Raw genomic sequence first — 23,647 nt, forward strand, 5'->3', positions numbered from 1 at the left:
AGCAATAGTACATGGCATTTTTATAATCTTTGAAATTCGCTTGAATTATTAAAATTTCAGCCGTATGATTGTGAAGAAAGAAGGAGTGTTATACATGATTAACTTAATGCGTAGAGTGCCAGCGGGTACTTTTTTAATTCCAATGATTATTTCCATGATTATTTACTCGATAATGCCTGATTTATTTAGAATTGGTGGTCCAACCGAGGCTTTCTTCTCAAGTTCAGGAACGAATTATATTATTGGTTTACTTGTATTTGCATCTGGTACAACAGTTGATTTGAAGAAAATAGGTAAATTACTGAAACACCAGGGAGCTTTAGTCATTTTTAAAATCGTGATTGCGACAGTTTTCTCATTTATCTTTTTAAATATCTTTGGTTTAGATGGTATCTGGGGGATTTCAGGTTTAGGATTTGTTTCTGTGATGTTGTCTTCAAATCCAGCTATCAACTTATCTATCACTGATTCATACGGGGATAAAGATGATGCTGCAATTTATCCATTTGCGGTTATTCCTTCACTTCCTGCAATACCTTTAATCATTATGAGTGTTTATATCAACGGCGGTTTTGGTGGTGTAGATTGGATGCCGGTTATTTCCGTTTTCTTACCGTTAGTAGTAGGGATTATTTTTGGTAACCTAGATAAAGAATTCGGTAAAGTATTTGGTGCAGTTATGCCAGCATCATTAATGCTATTAGGATGGCTGCTTGGTCAAAATATGGATATGTTTGAGGCAATTAAGTCAGGGGTTTCTGGTATTATTGTGACAATCATCTTCATGATATTAGAAATGCCAACTTCTTATTTCTTTGAGAAAAAAGTATTACATTATGAAGGCTATTCAGCGATCGCTTTATCAACCGTTGCAGGTGTAACAACAGCCGTGCCAGCGGTGGTTGCAGTGGCTTTACCTGAAGTTGCTAAAGACGTAACTTCTGCTACAGCGCAAGTATTAATGGCTACAATTATCACATCGATTGTTGCACCACTAATTGTTAATAAAATTCATGATAAGTATACAGAAATAGATCACTAGATTAAGATAAATAGCAATCGATTTTGAGACTGGATTTTACAGTCTCTTTTTCTTCGTCAAGATGTTAAAAAAAAATATTGAATACTAGTAAGGTCCTTGTATTCAATATTTATGCATAGTATGATAGTTTTGATGTACTGATTTATAAAATAAAAACAGAAGGAGTTTATGTGGTTGATTAAATTTATGCGTCGAATACCAGCAGGGACATTTATAGTCCCAATGGTTGTGTCTATGGTGATTTATTCGTTTTTCCCTAGTTTATTTAATATAGGCGGTCCAACAGAGGCTTTTTTCTCTAATTCAGGGACAAATTATATTGTTGGTTTATTGGTATTTGCATCTGGTACAACAGTAGACTTAAAAAAATTAGGGCATTTGATGAAACATCAAGGCGCGTTAGTTTTAATAAAAATGTTTATTTCCATCATTTTTGGGACAATCTTTCTGCTAGTATTCGGTCTTGATGGTGTTTGGGGGATTTCTGGATTAGGTTTCTTAGCGGTTATTTTATCGATTAATCCAGCTGTACACTTGGCTTTAACTGAAATGTATGGTGATAAGGATGATGCTTCTATTTATCCATTTGCGGTTATTCCAGCCTTGCCAGCCTTACCAATGATTATGTTATCAGCATACATCTCAGGTGGTTTTGGTGGTATTGAGTGGACACCCATCATCTCGATCTTCTTACCTTTGGTGATAGGTATTATATTGGGTAATTTGGATCCTGAATTTGGCAAAGTATTCGGTCCGGTAATGCCAGCTGCCTTAATGCTACTTGGTTGGTTACTTGGTCAAGGGATGGATATGTTTGAAGCTATTCGATCAGGTATTTCTGGTATTATTGTGACAATTATTTTCATGGTTTTATCTATGCCACTAATGTACTTCATTGATAAGAAAATATTGAAATATGATGGGTTAGCTGGGGTATCTATCGCTACAGTCGCAGGTATGTCTACAGCTGTTCCAACAACTGTTGGTGCAGCTATACCAGCGGTAGCAGGCGATGTAACATCTGCTACTGCGCAAGTGTTGATGGCAGCGATTATCACTAGTATACTTGCACCAATCATTGTAGATAAACTTTATCAAAAAAAGGATTAATTTAGTATCATTAAATGAGCTTGAGAGGTCGGGAATTGATCCCGGCTTTTTTTATTAGACTTTAGACTTAAATGGTCTAGCGCGATCAGTACATGATGCGTATTACACAATCTAGACAGATTTGTAAATGAGGAAGGACGTTATTTCTGGTTAACAATAGATTTTGTTATACTAAGCATTAAGAAATAGGTTAAAGACATAAGGAGTTTCATTCATGACAACTGAGAAAGAAAAGATGCTAACTGGCAAAATTTATGATGCGAATTACGATCCAGAACTCGTTGCTGCAAGAGCGGATGCTAAGGAATTGTGTTTTGACTTTAACAATGCGCGACCTAAAGAAATATCTAAACGACAAGATATTATTCGACAATTATTAGGTAAGATAGGTAAGCAATTTGAAATTGCAGGGCCATTCTTTTGTGATTACGGCTTTAATATTGAAATTGGAGACCATTTTTATGCTAACCATAATTTAGTAATTTTGGATGGTGCCAAAGTGATATTTGGAGACAATGTTTTTATCGCACCAGACTGCGGTTTCTATACTGCTGGTCATCCGCTAGATGTTGACAGACGTAATAAGGGATTAGAACACGCTAAACCAATTACAGTCGGTAATAATGTATGGTTTGGTGGTGGCGTAAAAGTTATGCCAGGTGTGACGATTGGTGATGGGGCTGTTATTGGTGGTGGATCGGTTGTTACTAAGGATATTCCAGCAAATATGGTTGCAGTGGGAAACCCTTGTAAAGTGATTCGTGAAATCACTGAAGCAGATGCCCATCGTGATGGTTAAACTACTATAATAGGCCATTAAGAGAGGTTGAGATAAAATGAATAATAATGACCGACTAACGCGCTTGCGTTATGCTTTAGATATCAAAGACGAAGATGTTGTAAAAATTTTCGATATGGGTGGGGCAAGTGTGACTGCTGATCAAGTTCGTGCTTTTACCACTGTTACACGAACGAATGAAAACGAAAATGAATATGAGCGTGAGTATGAAGAAGTATTGAATAATGAATACTTTGAGCGCTTTCTAAATGGGCTGATTACTTCCCAACGTGGTGTTCGAAAAGATGCGCCTGAACCTAAACTAGCGCTAACTGCTGAAAATGCTAACAACTTATTATTGAAGAAGATGAAGATTGCTTTATCACTAACCACCGAAGAGGTACATGAAATCATGGAAGATGCTGGTGGTCGTTTAACTAAAAGTGAGTTGGGTGCTGTTTTACGTAAAGAAGGTCACCGTAATTACAAAGCTTGTGGCGATCGTTATGTACGAAGCTTCTTAAATGGGTTAAAAATACGCTACCGTGGTGAATAAAAATTTGTCAGCTAGCAGTAGAAATTTGACTAGGGGAAACCTAGTCTTTTTTAATGTAACCTGTTATAATTTCATGACAATTGCTTGAAGAGGTGTGAATCATTGAAGAAGAATCTATATCCAACTGAGATCCTTGATGTGACGGTTGAAAGTCTTGACCATAAAGGGGTGGGCTTTGCACGTTATATCCATCCCCCAGAAAAAGGGCCCCATGGAAAACATTTATTATTATCTATTGACAATGTTGTACCAGGAGATAAAGTTCGGGTGACTGTTCCTAATGCTAAAGGTCGTCATAAAGCTAGTGTATCGTTTGATGAGTTACTGGAACCAAGTCCGCTGCGGAACCTAGATATGCCGATTACGCCTGAAATGGCCGCTGGTGCGCCTTTACAATTTATGAAATATGAAGACCAGCTTAACTACAAAGAAAATCTGATTAAAGGCTACTTAGCTGAGGCTGGTTTTGATACGGATTTAGTTAAACCAATTATGGGAATGGATAATCCTTATCGCTACCGTAATAAGATGGAGCTAACCTTTGGTGTGGATGGTAGTTTAGGGATGCACCAACAAGGAAACTACCGTAAAGTAATTGATTTAGAAGATTCTATTCTAGCCCCAGAGGAAATGATTGAGATTAAAAAAGTTGTCTCACAGTGGCAAAAAGATTACCAATTACCAGGATTAGATAAGGATTCTAAAGAAGGTTTATTGTGTAATTTATTGATGCGCCAATCATTTGCGACGGGAGAAATTATGGTAGTCATCTATGCTTTAGAAGCGCCGGATGCTTATATGCGAGCTATTGAAGACCTTACACAACGTCTGTTGAATGCGCAGCCCCGTATTGTTTCTTTCCAGTGGTTGAAGAAAAATGGTGGCATTGAAAGGTCATATGATAACGACGTCTATTTAATTCATGGCCGTGATTATATTAATGATGAATTACAAGGATTTAAATTCCGTATTTGGCCAGATACTTTCTTCCAAGTGAATCCTGTTCAAGCAGATAAGATGGTTGAAACGGCAATTGAAATGGCTCAAGTAAAAGCAGATATGAAAGTCTTAGATTTATTCTGTGGCATTGGAACATTTTCACTACCTTTAGCAGCAGCCTCTCAATCACTTGTAGGTATTGAAATCGTGGAGAATTCAATTCATTCTGCTAAAAGAAATGCTGAAGATAATGGACTAGACAATACTTACTTTATGGTGTCAGATGCTAGAGCTGGTTTACGCGTTTTACCAGACGTTTGGGGCCAACCTGATTTGCTATTATTAGATCCACCACGTAACGGTGCCGGAGGTAAAGTTATGCGTGCGATCGGTCGTTTTGGGACAGACCGTATCGTTTACGTATCTTGTGGCCCCAAAAGTTTAGCGGCCGATTTGGTTTGGCTACCAGATTTTGGCTATGAAGTTGTTGAAGTACAGCCAATTGACCAATTCCCACATACTGCCCATTTAGAAACCATCGTCTTATTAAAGAAAAAAGTAACGCATGATGAATAGCTGAATTGCTTTGTACGTATATGTATCATAAAAAAGATAGTGCATGTGAGCTTGACATGCACTATCTTTTTTAATATTTTCATGTAAGACATGCCTAATCAATATTTAGGTCATTCATTTGTTCACGAGTGGCGATTTTTCGGGCATCGACAAATTCGTAACCTTTAGCTTCAATGCCATCAAGAATAGTAGGCATAGCTTCACTTGTCCAAGTTAAGTCATGCATGAGTAAGTTAGCGCCAGGTGATAAGAGTTCAGTATTAACCATGATATCTGCCAAAGCATTTGGGTCTGAGTAAGTTTCTTCCCAATCAAAACCGTAAGACCAGTTCATGCTAATCATATTCTCTTCTTCCAAAATAGCTTCAAGGCCATCTGTTTGAATGCCATGAGGTGGACGGAAGAAATGAGGACGATATCCAATGACCTCTTCAATGATATCTTGATTACCGATAATTTCGTTGCGTAGTGTTTCTTCATCGGGAATTTCATCTAGGCTATAGTGCGTTAGCGTATGGTTACCAATGACATGCCCCATATCAGCGATTTCTTTTAGGGCTTGGCGTCCTTCTTCGCCATCTTCACCTTGTAAATACATGCCGTTGACGAAGAAGATGCCGTAAATACCGCGATCAGCCATGGCCTTGGCCTCTTTCACTGAAGAAGTTGGTGTTTCAGGTAATTTCCTTGGCACATCATCGACCGTTGCCAAGACGACATTTGAATTTGCGTCTTCCGTTATTGGCACAACACTTGAGCTGTCTGGATCAATATAGTACGTGACCTCATCACTTGCTACAGCTTCAGTAGTCTCTGTAGTCTGATGGTTACTTTCGCTGCTAGCGTCATGAGGTTGACTAGTAATTTCTGAAGCTTCGCTAGAAGTTGTTTGCGCTAGGGACGCTTCATCATTTTCTTGGTCGTCAGCAGCACAAGCTGTTAGAAGCATACCAGTTAACAATAAGATGGGTAGTTTTTTCAATATATTTCTTCCTCCCTATGACAGATAATATATATCTATCATACACCAATATAATAAAAGATATAAAGGAAAACGGTTAAATTTTAGGAAATGTAAAGGACAAATAAAAAAGACTGGGGCAAAAAATATCTCAGCTCCAAGGACTTGTCATATGGGTTTGATTTGTCTAAAATATTGAAAAAGAAAGGGTGTTGTATATGGCACTTGAAAGTGTTGCGGTATATTTAGGGTCTGCCAAGGGTGATGACCCAGTTTATGAAGAAACAGCTAGAAAAGTTGGGGAACTCATTGCCAAGTCGGGGAGAACACTCGTATACGGCGGATCCAATGTTGGTTGTATGGCCGCTTTAGCTAATGGGGCTTTGACATTTAACGGAGACGTAATGGGTGTAGTCCCACAAAAATTAGTAGACAATAAGATTCAACATCCTGGTTTAACCAAATTATTTGTTGTTCGGGGGATGCATGAACGAAAAGCCAAAATGATTGACCTTTCGGATGGCTTTATCGCCTTACCGGGTGGTCCAGGCACGATGGAAGAGTTATTTGAAGTGATTACTTGGGGACAAATTGGTTATCACGCTAAACCTATTGGGATTTTAAACGTGAACAACTACTATGATGGCTTACTAGCTTTTATCGATTCGATGATTGGACATGGATTTATGCACCAACAATACCGTGATATGATATTGGTGGAAACAGATCCTGAAGTATTATTGGAGAAAATGGCTAGCTACCAACCGTCAGCGGTTGCTAAATGGCAATAAACAAAAAAGGCTGAGAATATATTGTTCTCGGCCTTTGCTATTGTTATCTACCATAGATTTTCTGCCTGGTCATAGTATGTTTGGTATTTTTTGATAATCGCATCTTTTTGTCTCAAAAGATTTGTCAAACCTTTAACCAATTCACTTGATGTCTCTACCATTGACATATCTTCTTTCTGACTCAAAATCGCATCAGATACACCGTCATACGGTACAGCTTCATAGATTTCATCCAAAACTTTGGTGATTTGAAAGGCCAAGCGTTCCTTACGCTGTGCTTCATAACCTTTAATTTGTGGCAAGGCATTGATCATGTAACGAAAGTCAAGGTGACGAGTCATTTGACCATTTTGTACAAGGACATACTCTTTTTCGAAGGGGGAAATACCAGGGAATTGACCATGAATTTGATACCAGCCGTCATAAATTTCCCAAACGCCCGGACGGATTTCCGGTTGAAAATCTCGCTTCAATACAAAAGTTTCATCATCACCCGTAATCTCTGCCATCCACCGTTTCTCATCCTCACCAATCGGCATCAATGGCAATTCATGTGAGATCATCCAATCACTCCTCTCGTATTTCTTCGTCCAATAAGTATAGGGAAAAGGACAGTCAATTTCAAGCTAACCTCATTGCCATAACTTGCTTGACGAGCAAGAAACAGGTAGTATTAGCATGATAACCATTGCCTATATTTAAACAATTATGGCGATAAATAAGCGATATGGGGAGACGGAAATGGCAAAATTATTTCAACATCAAACATTGGGCGATTTAATGGCAGGCTTTTTTGATGGGTCAATGACAATAGCTGACTTATTAAAAGAAGGGAACTATGGTATTGGTACCATGGATCATTTAGATGGGGAATTGATTGTAATTGATGGTCAAGCATATCAAGCAAAAGGAAATGGTGAACTAGTCGTCTTAAAAGGTCATGAAACGGTTCCGTATGCTGCAGTCACTAACTTTACACCAGATCGAACTTTTACGGTGAATGATTTGTGGACTTTAAATGAATGGCATCAATATTTAAAAGGGCAATTAAAGTCGTTATCCACTTTCTCTGTTATTCGAATCGAAGGTTCATTTGACTTTATGCATACAAGGGTTATTCCACGTGTTGAAACACCCTATCCACGTTTTGTTGAAGTTAGCCGTAAACAACCAGAATTTAAACAGGAGAATGTTAAAGGAACATGTATTGGTATTTACGGTCCGTATTTATTTGAAGGGGTAGTTAAACAAGGTTTCCATTGTCACTTTATTAGTGATGATAAGACCTTTGGCGGGCATATTATTGATTACACAATTAATAAAGCAGAGGTGTCCATTCAAACAGTCACTGATTTTCATCAACATTTCGCAACAAATAATGCAACTTTTATGAATGCAACAGTAAATTATGATAATTTAGTGACTGAAATAAATGAGAGTGAATAAGACGCGTTACTTTACCGTTTAAAAACATTTATTGAATGACTGAAAGAAGTGGCAGAATGAAAATTGATATGACTATAGCGGGTTTTCCCGTCCAGGTAAATAAGCAAGCGAATTATAAAAATTTAACATTAAAGGTCCTGCCCCCTCATGGCAGTATTCGAATTTCAGCACCAAAATATGCAACCAAATCAGCTATTGTAGCCTTTGTAGAAAATCATCTCCCAAAAATTGAGCAAATGCAAGATGAAGTCAAGCGTCGTTATCAAGATCAAATTAAGCGGTATGAAACTGGCGAAATCCACTATTTATGGGGGCAGGGCTATCCCTTGAAGGTGGTTGAACAAACTGGACCATCAAGCTGTCAGCTTAAGGATGATATGTTATTGTTGACGATTAAACCCGGGATGGGTCAAGCTGAACGAGCGCAGTTGATGACAGCCTTTTACCGGCAAGCATTAAAAGATCAATTAGCAATTACGGGACCCAAAATGATGGCCCATATGGATGTTTGGGCAAATGAATTTCGGGTGAAACAAATGAAAACCAGATGGGGTACCTGCAATATTCAAAAGAAACGAATCTGGATTAGCTTAAATTTGGTCATAGCACCCTTGATTTGCTTAGAAGCAGTTGTCGTTCATGAATTGGTCCACCTCATAGAAACTAATCATACCAAGCGTTTTTACCAATTAATGGATGCATATTTTCCGAAATGGCAAGAAGCGAATGCGATTTTGTCGAAATTACCTAGTTTATTTCATTAAAAATCTGTTAAAATAGAAGCAGTAATCTCATAAAGATAAGTTAAGCCCCAAGTTGATTTGGGACTTTTTTCTTTCTGAGAAAGAAATGATTTAGAGGAGTTGTTCATATGGCAAAGAAGGGGTTTAAAATATCGCTAGCCTTGAAATTAGTAATTGCAATTATATTAGGGATTATTGTCGGCCAATTTGGTTTTCTACCAGAAATTTTCTTCCAAGTATTAAAAACATTATCCGGATTATTCTCTGAGTTCCTGTCCTTCATCATTCCATTGATGATCGTCGGCCTGATTATTCCAGGTATCGCTGAACTGGCAGAAGGTGCGGGTAAACTTTTAGGGATTACTGTAGCCATTTCCTACGGGTCAACAATCGTTGCCGGTATCCTTGCCTATACTGTAGCCAGCAATTTATTCCCAATGTTTATTACCTCTGACTTGGCAAATACCATCCAAGAATCAGGCGAAGGGGCAACCGCCTTATTCTCAATTGGTCTAGAACCCATGTTTTCAGTTACCGCAGCCATTATCTTCGCCTTTATGTTAGGCTTAGGGATTTCTTGGCTACGAGCAAGAGGACGGGGAGAAGCTTTGATGACAGTATTTACCGACTTCGGTAAGGTTATCGATTTAACCTTACAAACAGTCGTGATTCCATTCCTGCCATTCTATATCTTCTTCAACTTTGCAGACATGTCATATTCAGGTTCAGTATTTGCCGTTATGTCAGTCTTTTGGCGGGTATTAGTCACTGCCATCTTCTTACATTTACTATACCTAACCTTCATGTTCGCCGTGGTTGGTGCTTACGCCGGTAAGAACCCAATTCAAATGATGAAGAATCAAATTCCAGGTTGGTTAACAGCCGCAGGTACCCAATCATCTGCCGCAACCATTCCAACAAACGTTGAAATTGCCCGGAAAAATGGCGTCTCTGAGCAAATCGCTAACTTCGTTGTGCCACTATGCGCCACTATCCATCTAGCTGGTTCAATGATTACCATCATAACTTGTGTGACAGCCATCTTAATGATGTACTCAATGCCAATCTCAATTGGTACAATGGCTGGCTTCATCATGGTATTAGGAATCGCTATGGTCGCTGCACCAGGTGCACCAGGCGGGGCCATCATGTCAGCTTTACCTTTCTTACCAATGGTTGGTCTAACAGAAGCCTTCAACCAATTAGCCATTTCTTTATACATCACCCAAGACTCATTTGGTACCGCAACAAATGTATCAGGTGACAACGCCATCGCCGTCATCGTCGATGCCGTCTACAAAAAAGATAAAAAAGCAGAACAAGCTAAGTAGATTTACTCTAAAGGATTCAGTGTAAAGGCTGTATCTTTTTTTATCTAGTGATTAAAATCCTTCGGCTTTCACTATACCTATCATTACCTTAGATTCGGTGGGGCCTCCAACTGCCAAGGTCTAATGGTTTGGCTGACTATACATTCTGTAAGGGATAAACGCCTAACAAACTGACATGCGCCAGGCCACCCTGAGTTCACCGCGAAGGCATGCTAGGTATGTTCCAGCCTTTGCTTAGTAAGTCCACAACCGAGTAATAACTTCAATGAAAAGTAAAATGTGGATTAAGTAAAGTATTTTTGGATAAATGGTATACTACTTTTTTAATCGAGGAAAGAAAAGCATAAGGCTGACGGCAACATTATTTGTTCTATTGATGATACGGTTGCTGTTGAAGCTAATGTGAATGATCATGGTGGAATCATCGATGTAGTTAAAGCGTACCTGTAGTCATCGACAAGGGTTATTGGTGGTAGGTCGATGATGGTGTAGGTCGTTTTTCAGTGGGGAATAGGCCTAATTGGGATAGCCCGTTCGAATTTTCAATTTCTTGTGGTAAACTATATAGGTATTAGTGACGTATGACTAACCAGCACCCAATGAGGAGGAGCTATCGTGAAGTGGATTGCCCCTTGTTTATGGTTTAGTGACGGCGATTGTGATAGGCGGTTCGCTTCTATGTAGATTTGATTCCGAATTCAGAAATTCAGCACATTGAATACTATCCAGATGCCAGTTTACAGGAACACTTTTAGGGTATGTCAGGTTAAGTTATTACGGCAGAGTTCACTTTAAATAACCAACCTTATATTGCTTTGGATGGCGGGCCATATTTCCGTTTTAATGAAGCGATATCTTTGAGCCTTAATTGCGAGAGTCAGATGAAATAGATTATTACTGGGAAAAATTATGCCGCTGGTCCTAAAGCTGAGCAGTGTGGTTGTGTAAAAGATAGATATGGTTTATCATGGCAAATTGTGCCGATAAATATTGGAGAATTACAACATAATTCAGCACAAATTCAAGCCATGATGCAGATGAAGAAGATTATATCCAAAGGCTATTATATTTAGCGTAAGGGAAAGGAAACACAATGTTATTTGGGCAATTAATTGAAAACGAAAGTTCGTATTCACTATACTTTGAAAGGGACTTTTACCAGTCAAAAGAGGTGGTATTCAACGCTTTGACAGATCCGGTCATTTTTTCAAAATGGTATCCATTCGCAACAGGGGAAATGGATGGCCAAGTTGGCGGATTGATAAAATTTGATGACGGCGAAGGGAATCTTTACCAAGAGGTGATTACTAAGTATTCACTTGAAGATGGTTTTGAGTTTATCGAAGATGGCCGCGATGTGATACGCATGGAGATTTCTGAAACGGAATCTGGTGCTAGATTGCATTTTAACCATACATTTTCAGACCTTGCCTGGGTAGTGCAAACGGCTATCGGTTGGCATAATTGCTTAAATGTATTCGTGCAAATCATGAACGGTCAACCACCACAATGGCCATTGCCAGATGAATTGGTTGAGTTAACGCAAGCTTATGAAACACAATTTAAAGAAGCAAATTTTAAAGAAGAAAAATAGCCCAGAAGTCAAGGGACACAACGTTCCAGGTTTCCGGGCTATTTATTTGCATGTCATTACATGTTATTTGGTGATATGTTTCGTTAAGACTTTTTTGTTTGAGATATGAAGGTTTTCGTCAACGTCATAAATAATGGGTTCACCGGTGGCGATTTCTAAGTCAGGAATATCTTCATCAGAAATACTTTCCAAGTATTTGGTTAATGACCGCAAACTGTTACCATGAGCGACAACAAGGACATTTTTGCCTTCTTTTAAATCAGCTGCAATATGGTCTTCCCAATAAGGCATGGTCCGGTTTAAAGTGTCTTTTAAACTTTCGCCAGCTAATAAATGGTCGATATCAAGGTCTTGGTAGCGGCGGTCAAAAGTATTGGCAGTCGCTTGAGGCGGGCGGACATCATAAGAACGGCGCCAGATATGCACTTGGTCTTCACCGTGAATAGCGGCCGTTTCTGCCTTATTTAATCCTTGAAGTGCACCGTAATGACGTTCGTTTAACCGCCAATGTTTGTGGACTGGTAAGTAAAGTTGGTCTAAATTATCTAGCGTATAAAAAGTTGTTTGAATCGCACGTGCTAGTAGGGAAGTGTGTACAACATCAAAAATTAAACCTTCTTCTTTAAGCGCTAGACCGGCGGCCTTAGCCTCCTCCACCCCCAGAGGACTTAAAGCCGGATCTAACCATCCAGTAAACACATTTTGTAAATTTAATTCACTTTGTCCGTGGCGGATAAATACTAATTTAGCCATCTTTCTCCATCCTTTCAAGGATACTGTCGTTTTATTTTTAGGTTCACCTACACTATACACCCAGGTAAAAAAGATAGCAATAAAATACACCTCAAATTCTTTAATAACAAGCGAAAATGTCTGGTTGATAAAGTTTTGTATATATTATGATCTCACTGTTTTTGTAATTGTTATTATGGAGAGTAGTCCTTTATATATGAGTAAGAGACTGAAACGTCCTAGCATGCCTTAGCAGGGAAGAGAGGCTGACTACTGACCCATATCATTCTATTAGGCGCATTAGCCCTTACAGAATGAATTGCCAGACAAAGAATTAGACCTTGGCTAATTCTGGGCCCACTGCTTTTAAAACTATGATAGGTATGTGAAGGCCGATGACCTGCTATAATAATAAGAGTATGTGTATTTAATACCTTGTATTTTTCAGAAAAATGGCGTATGCTTAGGAAGCATAAAAAGAGGGAATGAGGTTCTCCCTGGTCAAGTAGATGGTGATTTTAGGCCATCCCATACCGAACCGCTGAAAAGCTGATGACTTCTGCAAGTAAAACTGCAGGCGTATCAGCTTTTTTTGCCTGCAAAAGGAGGAAATTATGTTACTATCGTTAGGTTTTATCATTATTGTGGGGTATTTATTGGGGCGCTTGTTGAGTGCGATGAATTTACCTAGTTTAATCGGCTACATCATCGCTGGCTTAATCATGGGACCGTCATTTTTTAATCTAATTGACCAAAGTACATTGGATATATCCAGTGATTTAAGACGGATTGCCTTGATGATCATCTTACTTAGAGCGGGTTTAAATATCGATTTGCAGGACTTGAAGAAAGTAGGGCGCCCAGCCATCTTGATGAGCTTCCTACCAGCCACCCTAGAAATCATCGGGACTATCATTTTGGCACCAATATTCTTTGGGATGTCATACTTATCTGCCGCTATCTTAGGGACTATTATCGCGGCCACATCACCAGCCGTCGTCGTTGCCCGCATGTTAGATTTAATGGGTAAGGGATACGGTAAGAAAAAAGGGGTACCGCAAATGATTCTAGCGGGCTCTTCTATGGATGATATCTTCGTCATCATCATATTCACTGCCTTAACAGCCCTTGCTCAAACTGGTGAATTCCATTGGTTAAGCATGCTATCTATGCCAACTTCTATCATATTAGGCATCGCTGGGGGATTATTGGTAGGTTGGCTACTGTCACTAGCCATTGAAAAATATCAATTATCAGGTGGATACCCAGTCATCTTAACCTTTGGGATGGCTATGTTATTTGATGGAATTGAAAAAGCCATGACAGGACCAATCGGCTTCTCCGCCTTACTTGCTGTGATGGCGATGGGCTTTATGATGCTTCGCGTCAATCCAGTTCAAGCCAAATCTGTTCAAGTAGGGTTTAATAACTTATGGCAAGTCTTTGAAATTATCCTGTTCGTGTTAGTTGGTGCCAGCATGTCCATCGAATCCGTGAAAGATTCAGGCATCATTGCAGTAGTGTTAATTGTCTTGTTGTTGGTATTTAGAGGACTTGGTGTACTTTTATCTGTTTTAGGCACTCAATTAAACAAAGAGGAAAAAGCATTCACCATTTTTGCCTACATTCCAAAAGCCACAGTACAAGCAGCCATAGGGGCGGTGCCCTTAACGATGGGCTTGCCGAGTGGTCAAATCATTTTAACCATCTCAGTCGTTGCCATCTTAGTCACCGCACCGCTTGGCGCTGTCTTAATCGACCAAACCCATAATCGACTATTGCGTGATGATCGATAAATAAGAATATGAAAACAAAAAAAGCTGACCCTCAGAAAAATGAGGACCAGCTTTTTTTTGGGATATTTATTTATTTTAGAATGGTGCCGTGAAGCCACCATCTACAGTGATAATATCACCGTTGATAAAATTGCGTCATCTGATGCTAAGAATACTGCGGCATTGGCAATATCTTCAGGTTGATAACACCTGGGTTTATGGCGCTGACGGCACCAATCCGAGCGTTCGCAAAGTCACTTGAGTCGGTCATCGTTGAGGCAATACTTGTAGCGATGGCACCTGGGGCGATACCGTTAACACGAATTTTGTTGTTGGTATACATGAAGGCAGTTGATTTCGTCATAGCAGACACAGCGTGTTTAGACGCAACATATGTCGTTCCAGCAACTAAGGCAATGATAGAGAAAGCTAAAACCGAAGGCATATCTATAGGTATTTAAATGTTTAGATTTTTAGATGTTTAAGTGTTTATTTTGAATCATAATTTTTTTCGTGTTCACGTAATTTGTCGCGGGCTTCTTGTGGTAAGCCTTTGCCGTAATCCATCATACGGACGATGTCTTTGAAGGCTGCTTTTGGTATAGCAAGGTCATCAATATCTTTGTTGGTTAATTGTAAGTCAATTTCATCTGCTTTTCCGGCTGCTAATTTATTGACAAAATCCGGCTCTGTAATAAAAGGCGATGACATCCCAACCATATCTGCATATTGGATAGCTTCCATGGCTTTGTCAGGTGAATTGATCCCACCAGTTGCCATCATGACAACGCGGCCATTTAAATGGTCATGAACGATTTTATTGACTGGTTGACCATAGTATCGACCTTCAGCGCGTACAGTATGTTGGAAAATGTTTTGACCCCAAGAGGCAATAGCGAGGTAATCTAAATCTGCCACTTCAAGGATCCAGTCCACCCATTGGTTAAATTCTTCAACGGTATAGCCGATTTCTTTGCCGCGCGTTTCTTCAGGGGTGCCTCTAAAACCAAGGATAAAATCACTTGGCGTTTCTTCATTGATCACTTTTTGTACTTCTTTAAAGACTTCAAGTCCAAAGCGGGCCCGGTTCTCTAAACTTTGTGGACCATATTCATCTGTCCGTTGGTTTGAATAAGGAGAGAAGAAAGTCTGCATCAATAAACGTTGAGCCGCTGAAATTTCCACCCCAGCAAAACCTGCTTTAATTGCACGACGGGTTGCATCACCGTATTGACGGATCACTTGTTTAATTTTTCGTGGGGACATTTCAAGCACTTGGTGGTCGATTGGTGTATGTAAGGATTGCGGACTTGGGCCGTAAACGGTGTAATAATCAAGAATTGCTTGATTGGCAAATCGACCAGCATGGGTTAGTTGCAAAATAGCTTTAGCACCTTCAGCTTGCATCGCATCAGCCATTTTGCTTAAACCAGGAATAGCACGGTCATCGTCAACTGAGAAACCATATTCAAATAATTGACCATAAGGTTCAATGTAAGCGGCACCTGTCACTTGGATAGGGGCAGATTTAGCTCGCCGACTAGCGTAATCAAGGTCTTCTTGCGTAATAAAACCCTCTTGAGTAGAAGAGTTGGTAACGATTGGGGATAATACAAAACGGTTTTCAAGGACTTGACCGTTGGGTAGGGTAACAGGTTCTAATAATGTCTTATAATCTTGCGTCATCATGTGATTTCCTTTCTATAGATGTATACGAAGTAAATGTTTGAGAAAATGCATACGTTGTATGCGCATACAAAAAATATTTTAGTCAAACATTTGAACAGTTTATATGATATCATGATAATAGTTGAAAAGGCTAGTAATGTTATTTTTGGATAGAGTGATATACTTGTAGTATAACAGTGTGTGAAAATAAAGGAGTACAGAATTATGGCGGATACAGTGAAATTTAATATCCTTGATTTCGTCGCGCGTGACCTAGGAAAAAGTGATACAGACGCTTACAATGATACCTTATATTTAGCTAAAAGGGCAGAAGAATTGGGTTATCATCGGTTTTGGCTTGCCGAACACCATAGTTTAGCAGCCTATCCATCAGCAGCCCCTGAAATCATGATGACTTATCTATTAAGTCAGACGAAGAGGCTTAAATTCGGATCAGGCGGGGTGATGCTACCGCATTATGCCCCATTTAAAGTGGCAGAGGTGTTTAATACGATTGCCCATTTATATCCTGGTCGTGTAGATTTGGGGATGGGTAATAATCCAGGCCGACAAGCGGTTCGAGATGCTTTAGACAGCAATCTTAAAGGCTATAAAGATAATGAAGAAGCTATGGGGGAAGTAAGGGATTTTGTTAGCCAAGCACCTAATCACTATGGCGATCTCAAAGTCTATCCAAGACCAGATACCCCACCAACAATGTGGACCCTCTCAGCCAGTGAGGCATCTGCTTATAAGGCCGCCCGCTTAGGTATTGGCTACGTCTATAGTTTATTATTTAACCAGGATGAAGATGCTATCGAAGCAGCTGAACGGATTGCGAAAATCTATCGGGACAACTTCCAACCTTCAGCCACTTTGTCCAAACCGCAATTTATGGTTTCAGCATTCATTGCTGTTGTACCAGAGGGGGTTGATATTCAGCCACTTCAGCGAGCTTTTGAGCTATGGATTCTTGGTAAAAAAGACTACAGCGAATTTGACCACCTACCAACAATTGAAGAAGCTGCCAATTATCAATTTACGGAAGCCGACCAGGTAAAAATGGCCCGTAATCGTAAAAAGCTGATTATCGGAGATATTCAACAAGTCAAAGATCAAATCCAGCAAATTATTCAACTGACAGCTGCTGATGAATTTATGGTCATACCAACTGTACCAGGAATCGAGCGCCGGGAAGAAAACTTAGCACTGATTGCCAAAGCATTTAATCTATCGTCTTAGACGATAGAATAGGTGCATAATCTTAGCTATATTTTATCGTAGCATCACAACAAATGAAATATTAGCCAAGTCAGTCAAAACATGCTACATTAAAAACGTAAATAAGCAAAATACAAGAGAATGATCAATATTTGAGGAGGAAACAACATGCGCAAATTAGCAAATTATTTATGGGTAGAACAAAACGGGGATGAATTCACATTTATCATGACACCAGAATTGCAAGATGATATCGGTACAGTTGGTTACGTAGAATTTATTACCAAAGAAGGCGACCAAATCGAAGAAAATCAAGCCATCTTAAACTTAGAAGCATCTAAAACAGTCCTAGAATTGCAAGCACCACTAGCTGGAACAATTACAGCCATCAATAAGGCAACTGAAGATACACCAGAACAATTAAACTCAGAAAAAGCCGACGAAAGCTGGGTTTACAAAATGACCAACGTAGACCAAGCCGCTTACGACAAACTACCAGAAGCCTAACATATGGAAAGAAAGCACAACCCACTCATCCAATACCTATGGGAACAGCAAACCACTTTAACCAATCATCAAAAAGCCTATCGAGATGATTTGAAAAGGGCAGGCATCGTCCAAGCTGATAACAGTCTAGACTTATCAGCTATCCCTGATGATCACAGTCGTTGGGCGGTTTTTAGAGGCTTAGTCAATGTGCGCGAACCCTACCAACCAAGCACAGAATACCTATTGGCAGAAGAATCGCTACTGCAATCCAAGTTAGCGCACGCTGCCAACTTAAATCAATGGCAAAAAAGTCATTTAGACCAAGATATTTTTCTTTGGCAAGGGGATATCACCCACTTGAAGGTAGATGCTATTGTGAATGCGGCGAATAAGGATGGACTAGGTTGCTTCATTCCAAACCATCATTGTATAGATAATACAATTCATACAATGGCGGGTGCCCAAGTAAGAACAGATATGGCCAAAGTACTCAATGGACGTAAATTACCAGTAGGTAAAGTAGTAGTGACAGAAGGTTACAATTTGCCAGCAAAATTCATTTTTCATACGGTGGGTCCGGTGATTTATAAGGAGTCTGTGTCCAAAATGAATCAAGATTTATTGGCAGCCTGCTATAAAAATTGCTTGGTAGAAGCGGATGCTAGAGGGCTTTCGACTATTGCTTTTTGTAGTATTTCAACTGGTGAGTTTCATTTTCCAAAGATATTAGCTAGAGATATTGCCATCCAAACAGTTCAAAACTATTTAAAGGACACAGGTAGTGTATTACAAGTTGTCTTTAATGTCTTCTCGGATGAAGATTTGGCTTTATATCGAAAAGTGTTAATCCATTAAATAAGGCATTTTAGAGTAGGTAGGCTAAAGACTAGCTGCCTACTCTTTTTATAGGAAAGGAAGAAGTATAGGTATGTGGCAATCCTTTAAGGACCCAACAGAAAATCAAGCAAGTATGTTAAAAGAAGCAATAACTGAGGCAGATGCTATCGTTATCGGTATTGGGGCTGGCATGTCAGCTGCAGATGGCTTTACCTATGTGGGCCCACGGTTCGAAAATAATTTCCCTGACTTTATTGAGAAATATGGTTTCTTCGACATGTTACAAGCTAGTTTATTCGATTTTCCCTCAACGCAAGAATACTGGGCTTTTGAATCGCGTTTTATCGCCTTAAATTATCTAGATCAACCAGTTGGGGCATCTTACATTGCGTTGAAAGAATTATTAGCCAATAAACCATATCATATTATAACGACCAACGCCGATAATGCCTTTGCGGTTGCTGAATATGATATGGATAAAGTTTTCCATATTCAAGGAGAGTATATCTTGATGCAATGCAGTCAAATGTGCCATCAAGAAACCTACCGGGATGATGATTTAATTAGAGAAATGATAACAAGGCAAGAAAATATGGAGATTCCTTATGATTTAATTCCTCATTGTCCAAAATGTGGCGCTGTGATGGAAGTAAATAAACGAAAGGCGGGTAAAGGGATGGTGGAAAGTCCAGATTTCTTTGCGCAAAAAGCTCGTTATGATGCCTTCTTGGATGAATACGAGGGACAAGCCATACTCTTTTTAGATATTGGGGTTGGCTATACTACCCCACAATTTATTAAGACATCTTTCCAGGAGCTGACGGCTAAAAACCCTAAAGCCATGTATGTACCGATGAATAAGAAATTATACCGTATTCCTGCTCACTTAAAACAACAAACATATCGTTTTGATGGGGATATTCAAGAAACAATTATTGGTGCAAATGCTTTAATGCAGGAGGCGTTAGCTGAATGATTGTTATCGAACCTATTCGAAACGGTGAATATATGATGGATGGTGCTTATGCCTTAGCGGTCCAAGTCTATGTGCAAGAGCATCTTGAAATTACTGAGCCGATTTTATTACCTTATATTGTAGGGCCAACTGTCCAAGTGGGGCGTTTCCAAAATTCCTTGGTAGAAGTTAACACGGAATATGTGAAGGCACATGATATTCTATTAGTCCGTCGTGATACCGGTGGTGGAACCCTTTATCAGGATGCAGGGCACGTCAATTTCTGTTTCGTATATCGTGGTGATATGGATATATATGGTAACTATGCTAAGTTGTATCAACCAACTATTGATGCCCTTAAAAAATTTGGGGTAAAAGATCTGAGTCAAAGCGGTCGTAATGACCTAGAGATTGCTGGGAAAAAGATATCTGGTGCAGCTATGACCATGAAGAATAATTTAGTATATGGTGGCTTTTCCTTAATGCTTGATGTCGACTATGATGCTATGGTCAAAGCACTCAATCCTAATGAAAAGAAAATCATTTCAAAAGGGATTCAATCCGTTCGCGCTCGAGTTACAGATATTAGAAGTCATCTCGCTCCTGAATATCAAGGCCTATCTAATTTTGCTTTCAAAGATCTTATGGCTGCAGAATTACTAGGGATTGATGATATGAAACAGGCCAAGCGATACATGCTTAATAATGAAGATTGGGCAATCATTGACCAGATGGTAGCAGACAAATATAAGAATTGGTCCTGGAATTTTGGTAATAATCCTAATTATGCCATCAATAATGATGTACGCGTTCCAGGTGTTGGTACAATTGAAGTAACCTTAGAAGTTTCAAAAGGCCATATTCAAAAATGTCGTATTTATGGAGATTTTTTTGGAAAGAAAGATGTCCAAGATATTGAAAACCTACTCATAGGCTGTGCATTAAAGGAAGACGCAGTTATGAACGCTTTAAAAGATATTGACTTAACACCGTATTTTGGTCCGGTTGATTCAACAATTCTAACTCACTTAATTTTAGCCTAATATGCTAAAATATAAATAATTCATAAATATTAAAAAGAGAAAGAGTTGAATTGAATTGAAAAAAATAACTGCCCCAACAAAACAAGGCGTACAATGGTTGGTCTTGATTGCAGTATTGATATTAGCTGTCATCAATTGGTCCTATCTTGTACAGACTGTCACGATGATTTGGTCAGTGATTTTTCCCTTAATTTTAGGTGGAATGATTGCCTTTGTCTTAAATTTATTGATGACTTGGATTGAAAAATATTTATACCCAAACGCAAAAAATAAGTATTTGAAAGGCTCTAGACGACCAGTTGCAATGATGTTAGCTATCTTAGTCGTCTGCTTAGTGATCGCAGCGACAGTTGTCGTTGTGGTACCACAATTGGCTTCAGCAGTGATGACCCTGATTGATGTGGTGCCTGAAGCTGTTGATAATCTAACAGATTGGTTTAACAGTCAAAAAGCTTTAGTTCCTTTAGTGAATCAGTTAGCAAACCAAGCGGATATCGATTGGGGCAGTATCTTTTCTAATGTAGCAAATGGCATTAACAACCTAGCTTCAGGCCTAGCGTCGACATCTATTTCGGTATTAACTACTTCAGTCGGTGCTGTAACGAATATCTTCTTAGGTATTATGTTTGCGATTTATATTCTTTTTTCAAAGGAAAAGTTAGCCAAACAAATGGATCGGTTGCTAGCGGTTTATGTCCGCGATGATATGAATCAATTAATTAAAAATGTGGCACGAGTTGCGAATGAAACATTTTCTAGTTTTATTTCAGGTATGGTAATTGAAGCGATCATCTTAGGTGCTTTAGTCACAGCGGGACTATTTATTCTGCAGGTGCCCTACGCAGCAATGTTGGGAGTCCTTCAAGGTGTAATGGCATTGATTCCAATTATTGGCGCCTTCTTATCTGGTGCAGTAGGGGTAGTGATTCTCCTAGCTTTAAACCCGACTTATGCAGTAGTTTATCTTATTTTTGTCCTCCTTGTTCAACAATTAGAAGGGGACTTAATCTATCCACGTGTTGTAGGAGATTCAATAGGTTTACCAAGTATGTGGGTTTTATTTGCCGTGACTGTTGGTGGCGGCTTAATGGGGATTCCAGGTATGCTGATTGGGGTGCCGTTCTTAGCTTCTATTTATAAAATTATCAAGATTGATGTAGCTTACCGTGAACGTATGATTCAACGGACAAGAGATCAGGATAGTGAACAAAAAGTACAATTTTTAGAGAGTTTACGTCATCAAACATTAACGAATAAAGAAATTGATAAAATATAACATCGTATAAAAATGCACAAACTTTTTCACATATAGAAAATTCACAAGTGAAAAAGGTGAAAATGTTGATATATAGGGAAAAAGCGCTCAATATTTGTGAGTGCTTTTTTCTTTTACCAACAAGCAAAAACACATTTAATACAAAAAATGTACTTAAGAATCCGAATTTGTGAAATAACGAATTTGGATTAAAGGAAAGAATTTATAGATAAATAACAAAAAATGCAATAAAACAATCGCTTTTGAAGATGTATAATAAGTTTTTCACAAACTATCGTTTAAAAATGCTTGATATAGACTTTGTGAGCTTTTAGATATTATACAACTTTGGTTTGTCATCCCTAAAAAATGGTGTTATTCTCACCTTGTAAATAAATGAGCAATAAATATATGCCCCAAGGAGGAAATGTTTCATGAAAGTTGTAGTAGTAGGAACTAACCATGCAGGTATTTCAGCAGCAAACACCTTATTAGATTCAGATCAAGACGTAGAAGTTACATTATTAGACCGTAACTCTAACTTATCGTACTTAGGTTGTGGGACTGCATTATGGGTAGGTCGTCAAATTGATGGTTATGAAGGTTTATTCTACACAAATGCTGCAGATTTCGAAGCTAAAGGTGCAAAAATATCTTTAGAAACAGAAGTAAAAGAAATCGACTTTGAAAACAAAGTGGTTTACGCAGAAACTAAATCAGGAGAAAAATTAGAAGAAAACTATGATAAATTAGTTTTAGCGACTGGATCTCTTCCAATCGCACCTAAATTACCAGGTCATGACTTAGATGGATTACACTTCCTAAAATTATTCCAAGAAGGTCAAGCTGTTGATAAAGCCTTAGCAGCAGATGATGCAAATGTTGTATGTGTGATCGGTGCTGGTTACATCGGTGTTGAGATTGCAGAAGCAGCAGCTCGCCGTGGTAAAGAAGTACACATTTTTGACGCTGAAGCACATTCATTAATGAACTACTATGATGAGGACTTTGCAGTAGCTATGGATGAAAACTTACGTGCTAACGGTATTCACACTCACTTTGGTGAACTAGCTGAAGAATACTTAGGCGAAAACGGTAAAGTTACAGGACTTAAAACAACAAAAGGCGAATATAAAGCAGATGTTATCATCAACTGTATTGGTTTCCGTCCAAACGCTGGATTAGGTGCTGACCACTTAGAAACATTTGTGAATGGTGCTTACTTAGTTGACCGTACTTTCAAAACAAGTGATGATGCTGTGTACGCAGTAGGTGACTGTGCAACAAACTACTCAAACGCTGTAAATGACACAGCTTATATTGCACTAGCATCAAATGCTGTTCGTTCAGGTATCGTTGCAGGTCAAAATATTTTAGGTAACCATGTAGAAGGTGCTGGTATCCAAGGTTCAAATGGTATCGAAATCTTCGGCTTGAAATTAGTATCTACTGGTTTATCAGTACGTGCAGCAGAGAAAAACGGCTTGAAAGTGAAATACACAGACATCGAAGATACACAATTACCAGGTTTCATGCCAGCAGATGAAAACGCAGAAGTGAAATTACGTATCGTATACGAAGAAGAATCTCGTCGTATTGTAGGTGCACAAATGGTATCTCATTATGACGTATCAATGGGTATCCACATGTTCTCATTAGCAGTACAAGAACAATTGACAATTGATAAATTAGCATTATTAGACTTGTTCTTCTTACCACACTTCAATCAACCATATAACTACATCACAAAAGCAGCTTTAAAAGCTGAATAATGAAATCTAGCATAATTTAAAAAAGGGCAACCC

The 23,647-nt window shown here is 38.9% G+C and carries 23 protein-coding genes, 1 pseudogene and 1 riboswitch; of the genes and pseudogenes, 19 read left to right on the top strand and 5 right to left on the bottom strand.

Annotation, left to right across the window (positions count from 1 at the left end; genetic code table 11):
• The first annotated feature begins 94 nt into the window (after nt 1-94).
• The 5 genes from HMPREF3116_RS06860 to rlmD all read left to right on the top strand — a co-directional run bounded on the left by HMPREF3116_RS06860 (nt 95) and on the right by rlmD (nt 5,001).
• Nucleotides 95-1,042: a 2-keto-3-deoxygluconate permease gene (locus tag HMPREF3116_RS06860; protein ID WP_070468646.1), complete on the top strand. Its 948-nt coding sequence runs from the start codon at nt 95-97 to the stop codon at nt 1,040-1,042.
• A gap of 174 nt (nt 1,043-1,216) precedes the next feature.
• Nucleotides 1,217-2,152, top strand: a complete 936-nt coding sequence (locus HMPREF3116_RS06865; RefSeq protein WP_070468648.1) for a 2-keto-3-deoxygluconate permease — start codon at nt 1,217-1,219, stop codon at nt 2,150-2,152.
• A 214-nt stretch (nt 2,153-2,366) separates the two neighbouring features.
• Nucleotides 2,367-2,951 (top strand): sugar O-acetyltransferase, encoded by a 585-nt coding sequence (locus HMPREF3116_RS06870; protein WP_070468650.1) that lies wholly within the window; start codon nt 2,367-2,369, stop codon nt 2,949-2,951.
• A 37-nt stretch (nt 2,952-2,988) separates the two neighbouring features.
• Nucleotides 2,989-3,486, top strand: coding sequence for a YehS family protein (locus HMPREF3116_RS06875; protein ID WP_070468652.1), 498 nt, complete (start codon nt 2,989-2,991; stop codon nt 3,484-3,486).
• Between the two features lie 102 nt (nt 3,487-3,588).
• Nucleotides 3,589-5,001: a 23S rRNA (uracil(1939)-C(5))-methyltransferase RlmD gene (gene rlmD, locus HMPREF3116_RS06880; RefSeq protein WP_070468654.1), complete on the top strand. Its 1,413-nt coding sequence runs from the start codon at nt 3,589-3,591 to the stop codon at nt 4,999-5,001.
• Between the two features lie 94 nt (nt 5,002-5,095).
• Here rlmD and HMPREF3116_RS06885 read toward each other — a convergent pair whose 3' ends face one another.
• Complete coding sequence (locus HMPREF3116_RS06885) at nt 5,096-5,983, bottom strand: polysaccharide deacetylase family protein (protein ID WP_246819068.1); 888 nt, start codon at nt 5,981-5,983, stop codon at nt 5,096-5,098.
• Between the two features lie 197 nt (nt 5,984-6,180).
• On the opposite strand from HMPREF3116_RS06885, the gene HMPREF3116_RS06890 reads away from it, so the two are divergent.
• A complete protein-coding gene (locus HMPREF3116_RS06890) occupies nt 6,181-6,753 on the top strand; it encodes an LOG family protein (protein WP_070468657.1) in 573 nt (190 codons plus the stop codon).
• Between the two features lie 47 nt (nt 6,754-6,800).
• On the opposite strand, the gene HMPREF3116_RS06895 is transcribed toward HMPREF3116_RS06890, so the two are convergent.
• Nucleotides 6,801-7,316: a hypothetical protein gene (locus HMPREF3116_RS06895; protein WP_070468659.1), complete on the bottom strand. Its 516-nt coding sequence runs from the start codon at nt 7,314-7,316 to the stop codon at nt 6,801-6,803.
• A gap of 178 nt (nt 7,317-7,494) precedes the next feature.
• Between HMPREF3116_RS06895 and budA the strand changes: the two genes are divergently transcribed.
• From budA to HMPREF3116_RS06915, 5 genes and pseudogenes are all read left to right on the top strand, one after another.
• Nucleotides 7,495-8,199: an acetolactate decarboxylase gene (gene budA, locus HMPREF3116_RS06900; protein WP_083272804.1), complete on the top strand. Its 705-nt coding sequence runs from the start codon at nt 7,495-7,497 to the stop codon at nt 8,197-8,199.
• 56 nt (nt 8,200-8,255) lie between these two features.
• Complete coding sequence (locus HMPREF3116_RS06905; protein ID WP_246819069.1) at nt 8,256-8,963, top strand: M48 family metallopeptidase; 708 nt, start codon at nt 8,256-8,258, stop codon at nt 8,961-8,963.
• A gap of 107 nt (nt 8,964-9,070) precedes the next feature.
• On the top strand, nt 9,071-10,273 hold the full coding sequence (locus HMPREF3116_RS06910; RefSeq protein ID WP_070468663.1) for a dicarboxylate/amino acid:cation symporter: 1,203 nt from the start codon (nt 9,071-9,073) through the stop codon (nt 10,271-10,273).
• Between the two features lie 815 nt (nt 10,274-11,088).
• Nucleotides 11,089-11,346 (top strand): annotated as a pseudogene (locus tag HMPREF3116_RS09355) (VOC family protein).
• Between the two features lie 20 nt (nt 11,347-11,366).
• The gene (locus tag HMPREF3116_RS06915; protein WP_070468664.1) at nt 11,367-11,867 is read left to right on the top strand and encodes an SRPBCC domain-containing protein; all 501 of its coding nucleotides are present in this window, start codon (nt 11,367-11,369) and stop codon (nt 11,865-11,867) included.
• Between the two features lie 63 nt (nt 11,868-11,930).
• Here HMPREF3116_RS06915 and gpmA read toward each other — a convergent pair whose 3' ends face one another.
• Nucleotides 11,931-12,620: a 2,3-diphosphoglycerate-dependent phosphoglycerate mutase gene (gene gpmA, locus HMPREF3116_RS06920; RefSeq protein WP_070468666.1), complete on the bottom strand. Its 690-nt coding sequence runs from the start codon at nt 12,618-12,620 to the stop codon at nt 11,931-11,933.
• 451 nt (nt 12,621-13,071) lie between these two features.
• Nucleotides 13,072-13,168: riboswitch (Fluoride riboswitch) on the top strand.
• A gap of 45 nt (nt 13,169-13,213) precedes the next feature.
• On the opposite strand from gpmA, the gene HMPREF3116_RS06925 reads away from it, so the two are divergent.
• On the top strand, nt 13,214-14,395 hold the full coding sequence (locus tag HMPREF3116_RS06925; protein ID WP_070468668.1) for a cation:proton antiporter: 1,182 nt from the start codon (nt 13,214-13,216) through the stop codon (nt 14,393-14,395).
• Between the two features lie 145 nt (nt 14,396-14,540).
• On the opposite strand, the gene HMPREF3116_RS08800 is transcribed toward HMPREF3116_RS06925, so the two are convergent.
• On the bottom strand, nt 14,541-14,819 hold the full coding sequence (locus HMPREF3116_RS08800; protein ID WP_083272805.1) for an SDR family oxidoreductase: 279 nt from the start codon (nt 14,817-14,819) through the stop codon (nt 14,541-14,543).
• A gap of 44 nt (nt 14,820-14,863) precedes the next feature.
• Nucleotides 14,864-16,060 carry an NADH-dependent flavin oxidoreductase gene (locus HMPREF3116_RS06935; protein ID WP_070468671.1) on the bottom strand — a complete coding sequence of 399 codons (1,197 nt, stop codon included), beginning with the start codon at nt 16,058-16,060 and terminating at the stop codon, nt 14,864-14,866.
• 207 nt (nt 16,061-16,267) lie between these two features.
• Here HMPREF3116_RS06935 and HMPREF3116_RS06940 point away from each other — a divergent pair, with 207 nt between their 5' ends.
• From HMPREF3116_RS06940 to nox, 7 genes are all read left to right on the top strand, one after another.
• Nucleotides 16,268-17,284 carry an MsnO8 family LLM class oxidoreductase gene (locus tag HMPREF3116_RS06940; RefSeq protein WP_083272806.1) on the top strand — a complete coding sequence of 339 codons (1,017 nt, stop codon included), beginning with the start codon at nt 16,268-16,270 and terminating at the stop codon, nt 17,282-17,284.
• 147 nt (nt 17,285-17,431) lie between these two features.
• Nucleotides 17,432-17,770, top strand: a complete 339-nt coding sequence (locus HMPREF3116_RS06945; protein ID WP_070468673.1) for a glycine cleavage system H family protein — start codon at nt 17,432-17,434, stop codon at nt 17,768-17,770.
• Between the two features lie 3 nt (nt 17,771-17,773).
• Nucleotides 17,774-18,607 (top strand): protein-ADP-ribose hydrolase, encoded by an 834-nt coding sequence (locus HMPREF3116_RS06950; RefSeq protein ID WP_083272807.1) that lies wholly within the window; start codon nt 17,774-17,776, stop codon nt 18,605-18,607.
• Nucleotides 18,608-18,674: 67 nt separating this feature from the next.
• Nucleotides 18,675-19,565, top strand: a complete 891-nt coding sequence (locus HMPREF3116_RS06955) for an SIR2 family NAD-dependent protein deacylase (RefSeq protein ID WP_371440308.1) — start codon at nt 18,675-18,677, stop codon at nt 19,563-19,565.
• Complete coding sequence (locus HMPREF3116_RS06960) at nt 19,562-20,587, top strand: lipoate--protein ligase (protein ID WP_070468676.1); 1,026 nt, start codon at nt 19,562-19,564, stop codon at nt 20,585-20,587. The genes HMPREF3116_RS06955 and HMPREF3116_RS06960 overlap by 4 nt, the downstream gene beginning before the upstream one ends.
• Nucleotides 20,588-20,642: 55 nt before the next feature.
• Nucleotides 20,643-21,863 (top strand): AI-2E family transporter, encoded by a 1,221-nt coding sequence (locus HMPREF3116_RS06965; RefSeq protein WP_070468678.1) that lies wholly within the window; start codon nt 20,643-20,645, stop codon nt 21,861-21,863.
• Nucleotides 21,864-22,276: 413 nt separating this feature from the next.
• A complete protein-coding gene (nox, locus tag HMPREF3116_RS06970; RefSeq protein WP_070468679.1) occupies nt 22,277-23,614 on the top strand; it encodes a H2O-forming NADH oxidase in 1,338 nt (445 codons plus the stop codon).
• The last annotated feature ends 33 nt before the right edge of the window (nt 23,615-23,647 follow it).

The organism is Aerococcus sp. HMSC10H05 (assembly GCF_001806975.1).
GTDB classification, from domain to species: domain Bacteria; phylum Bacillota; class Bacilli; order Lactobacillales; family Aerococcaceae; genus Aerococcus; species Aerococcus viridans_B.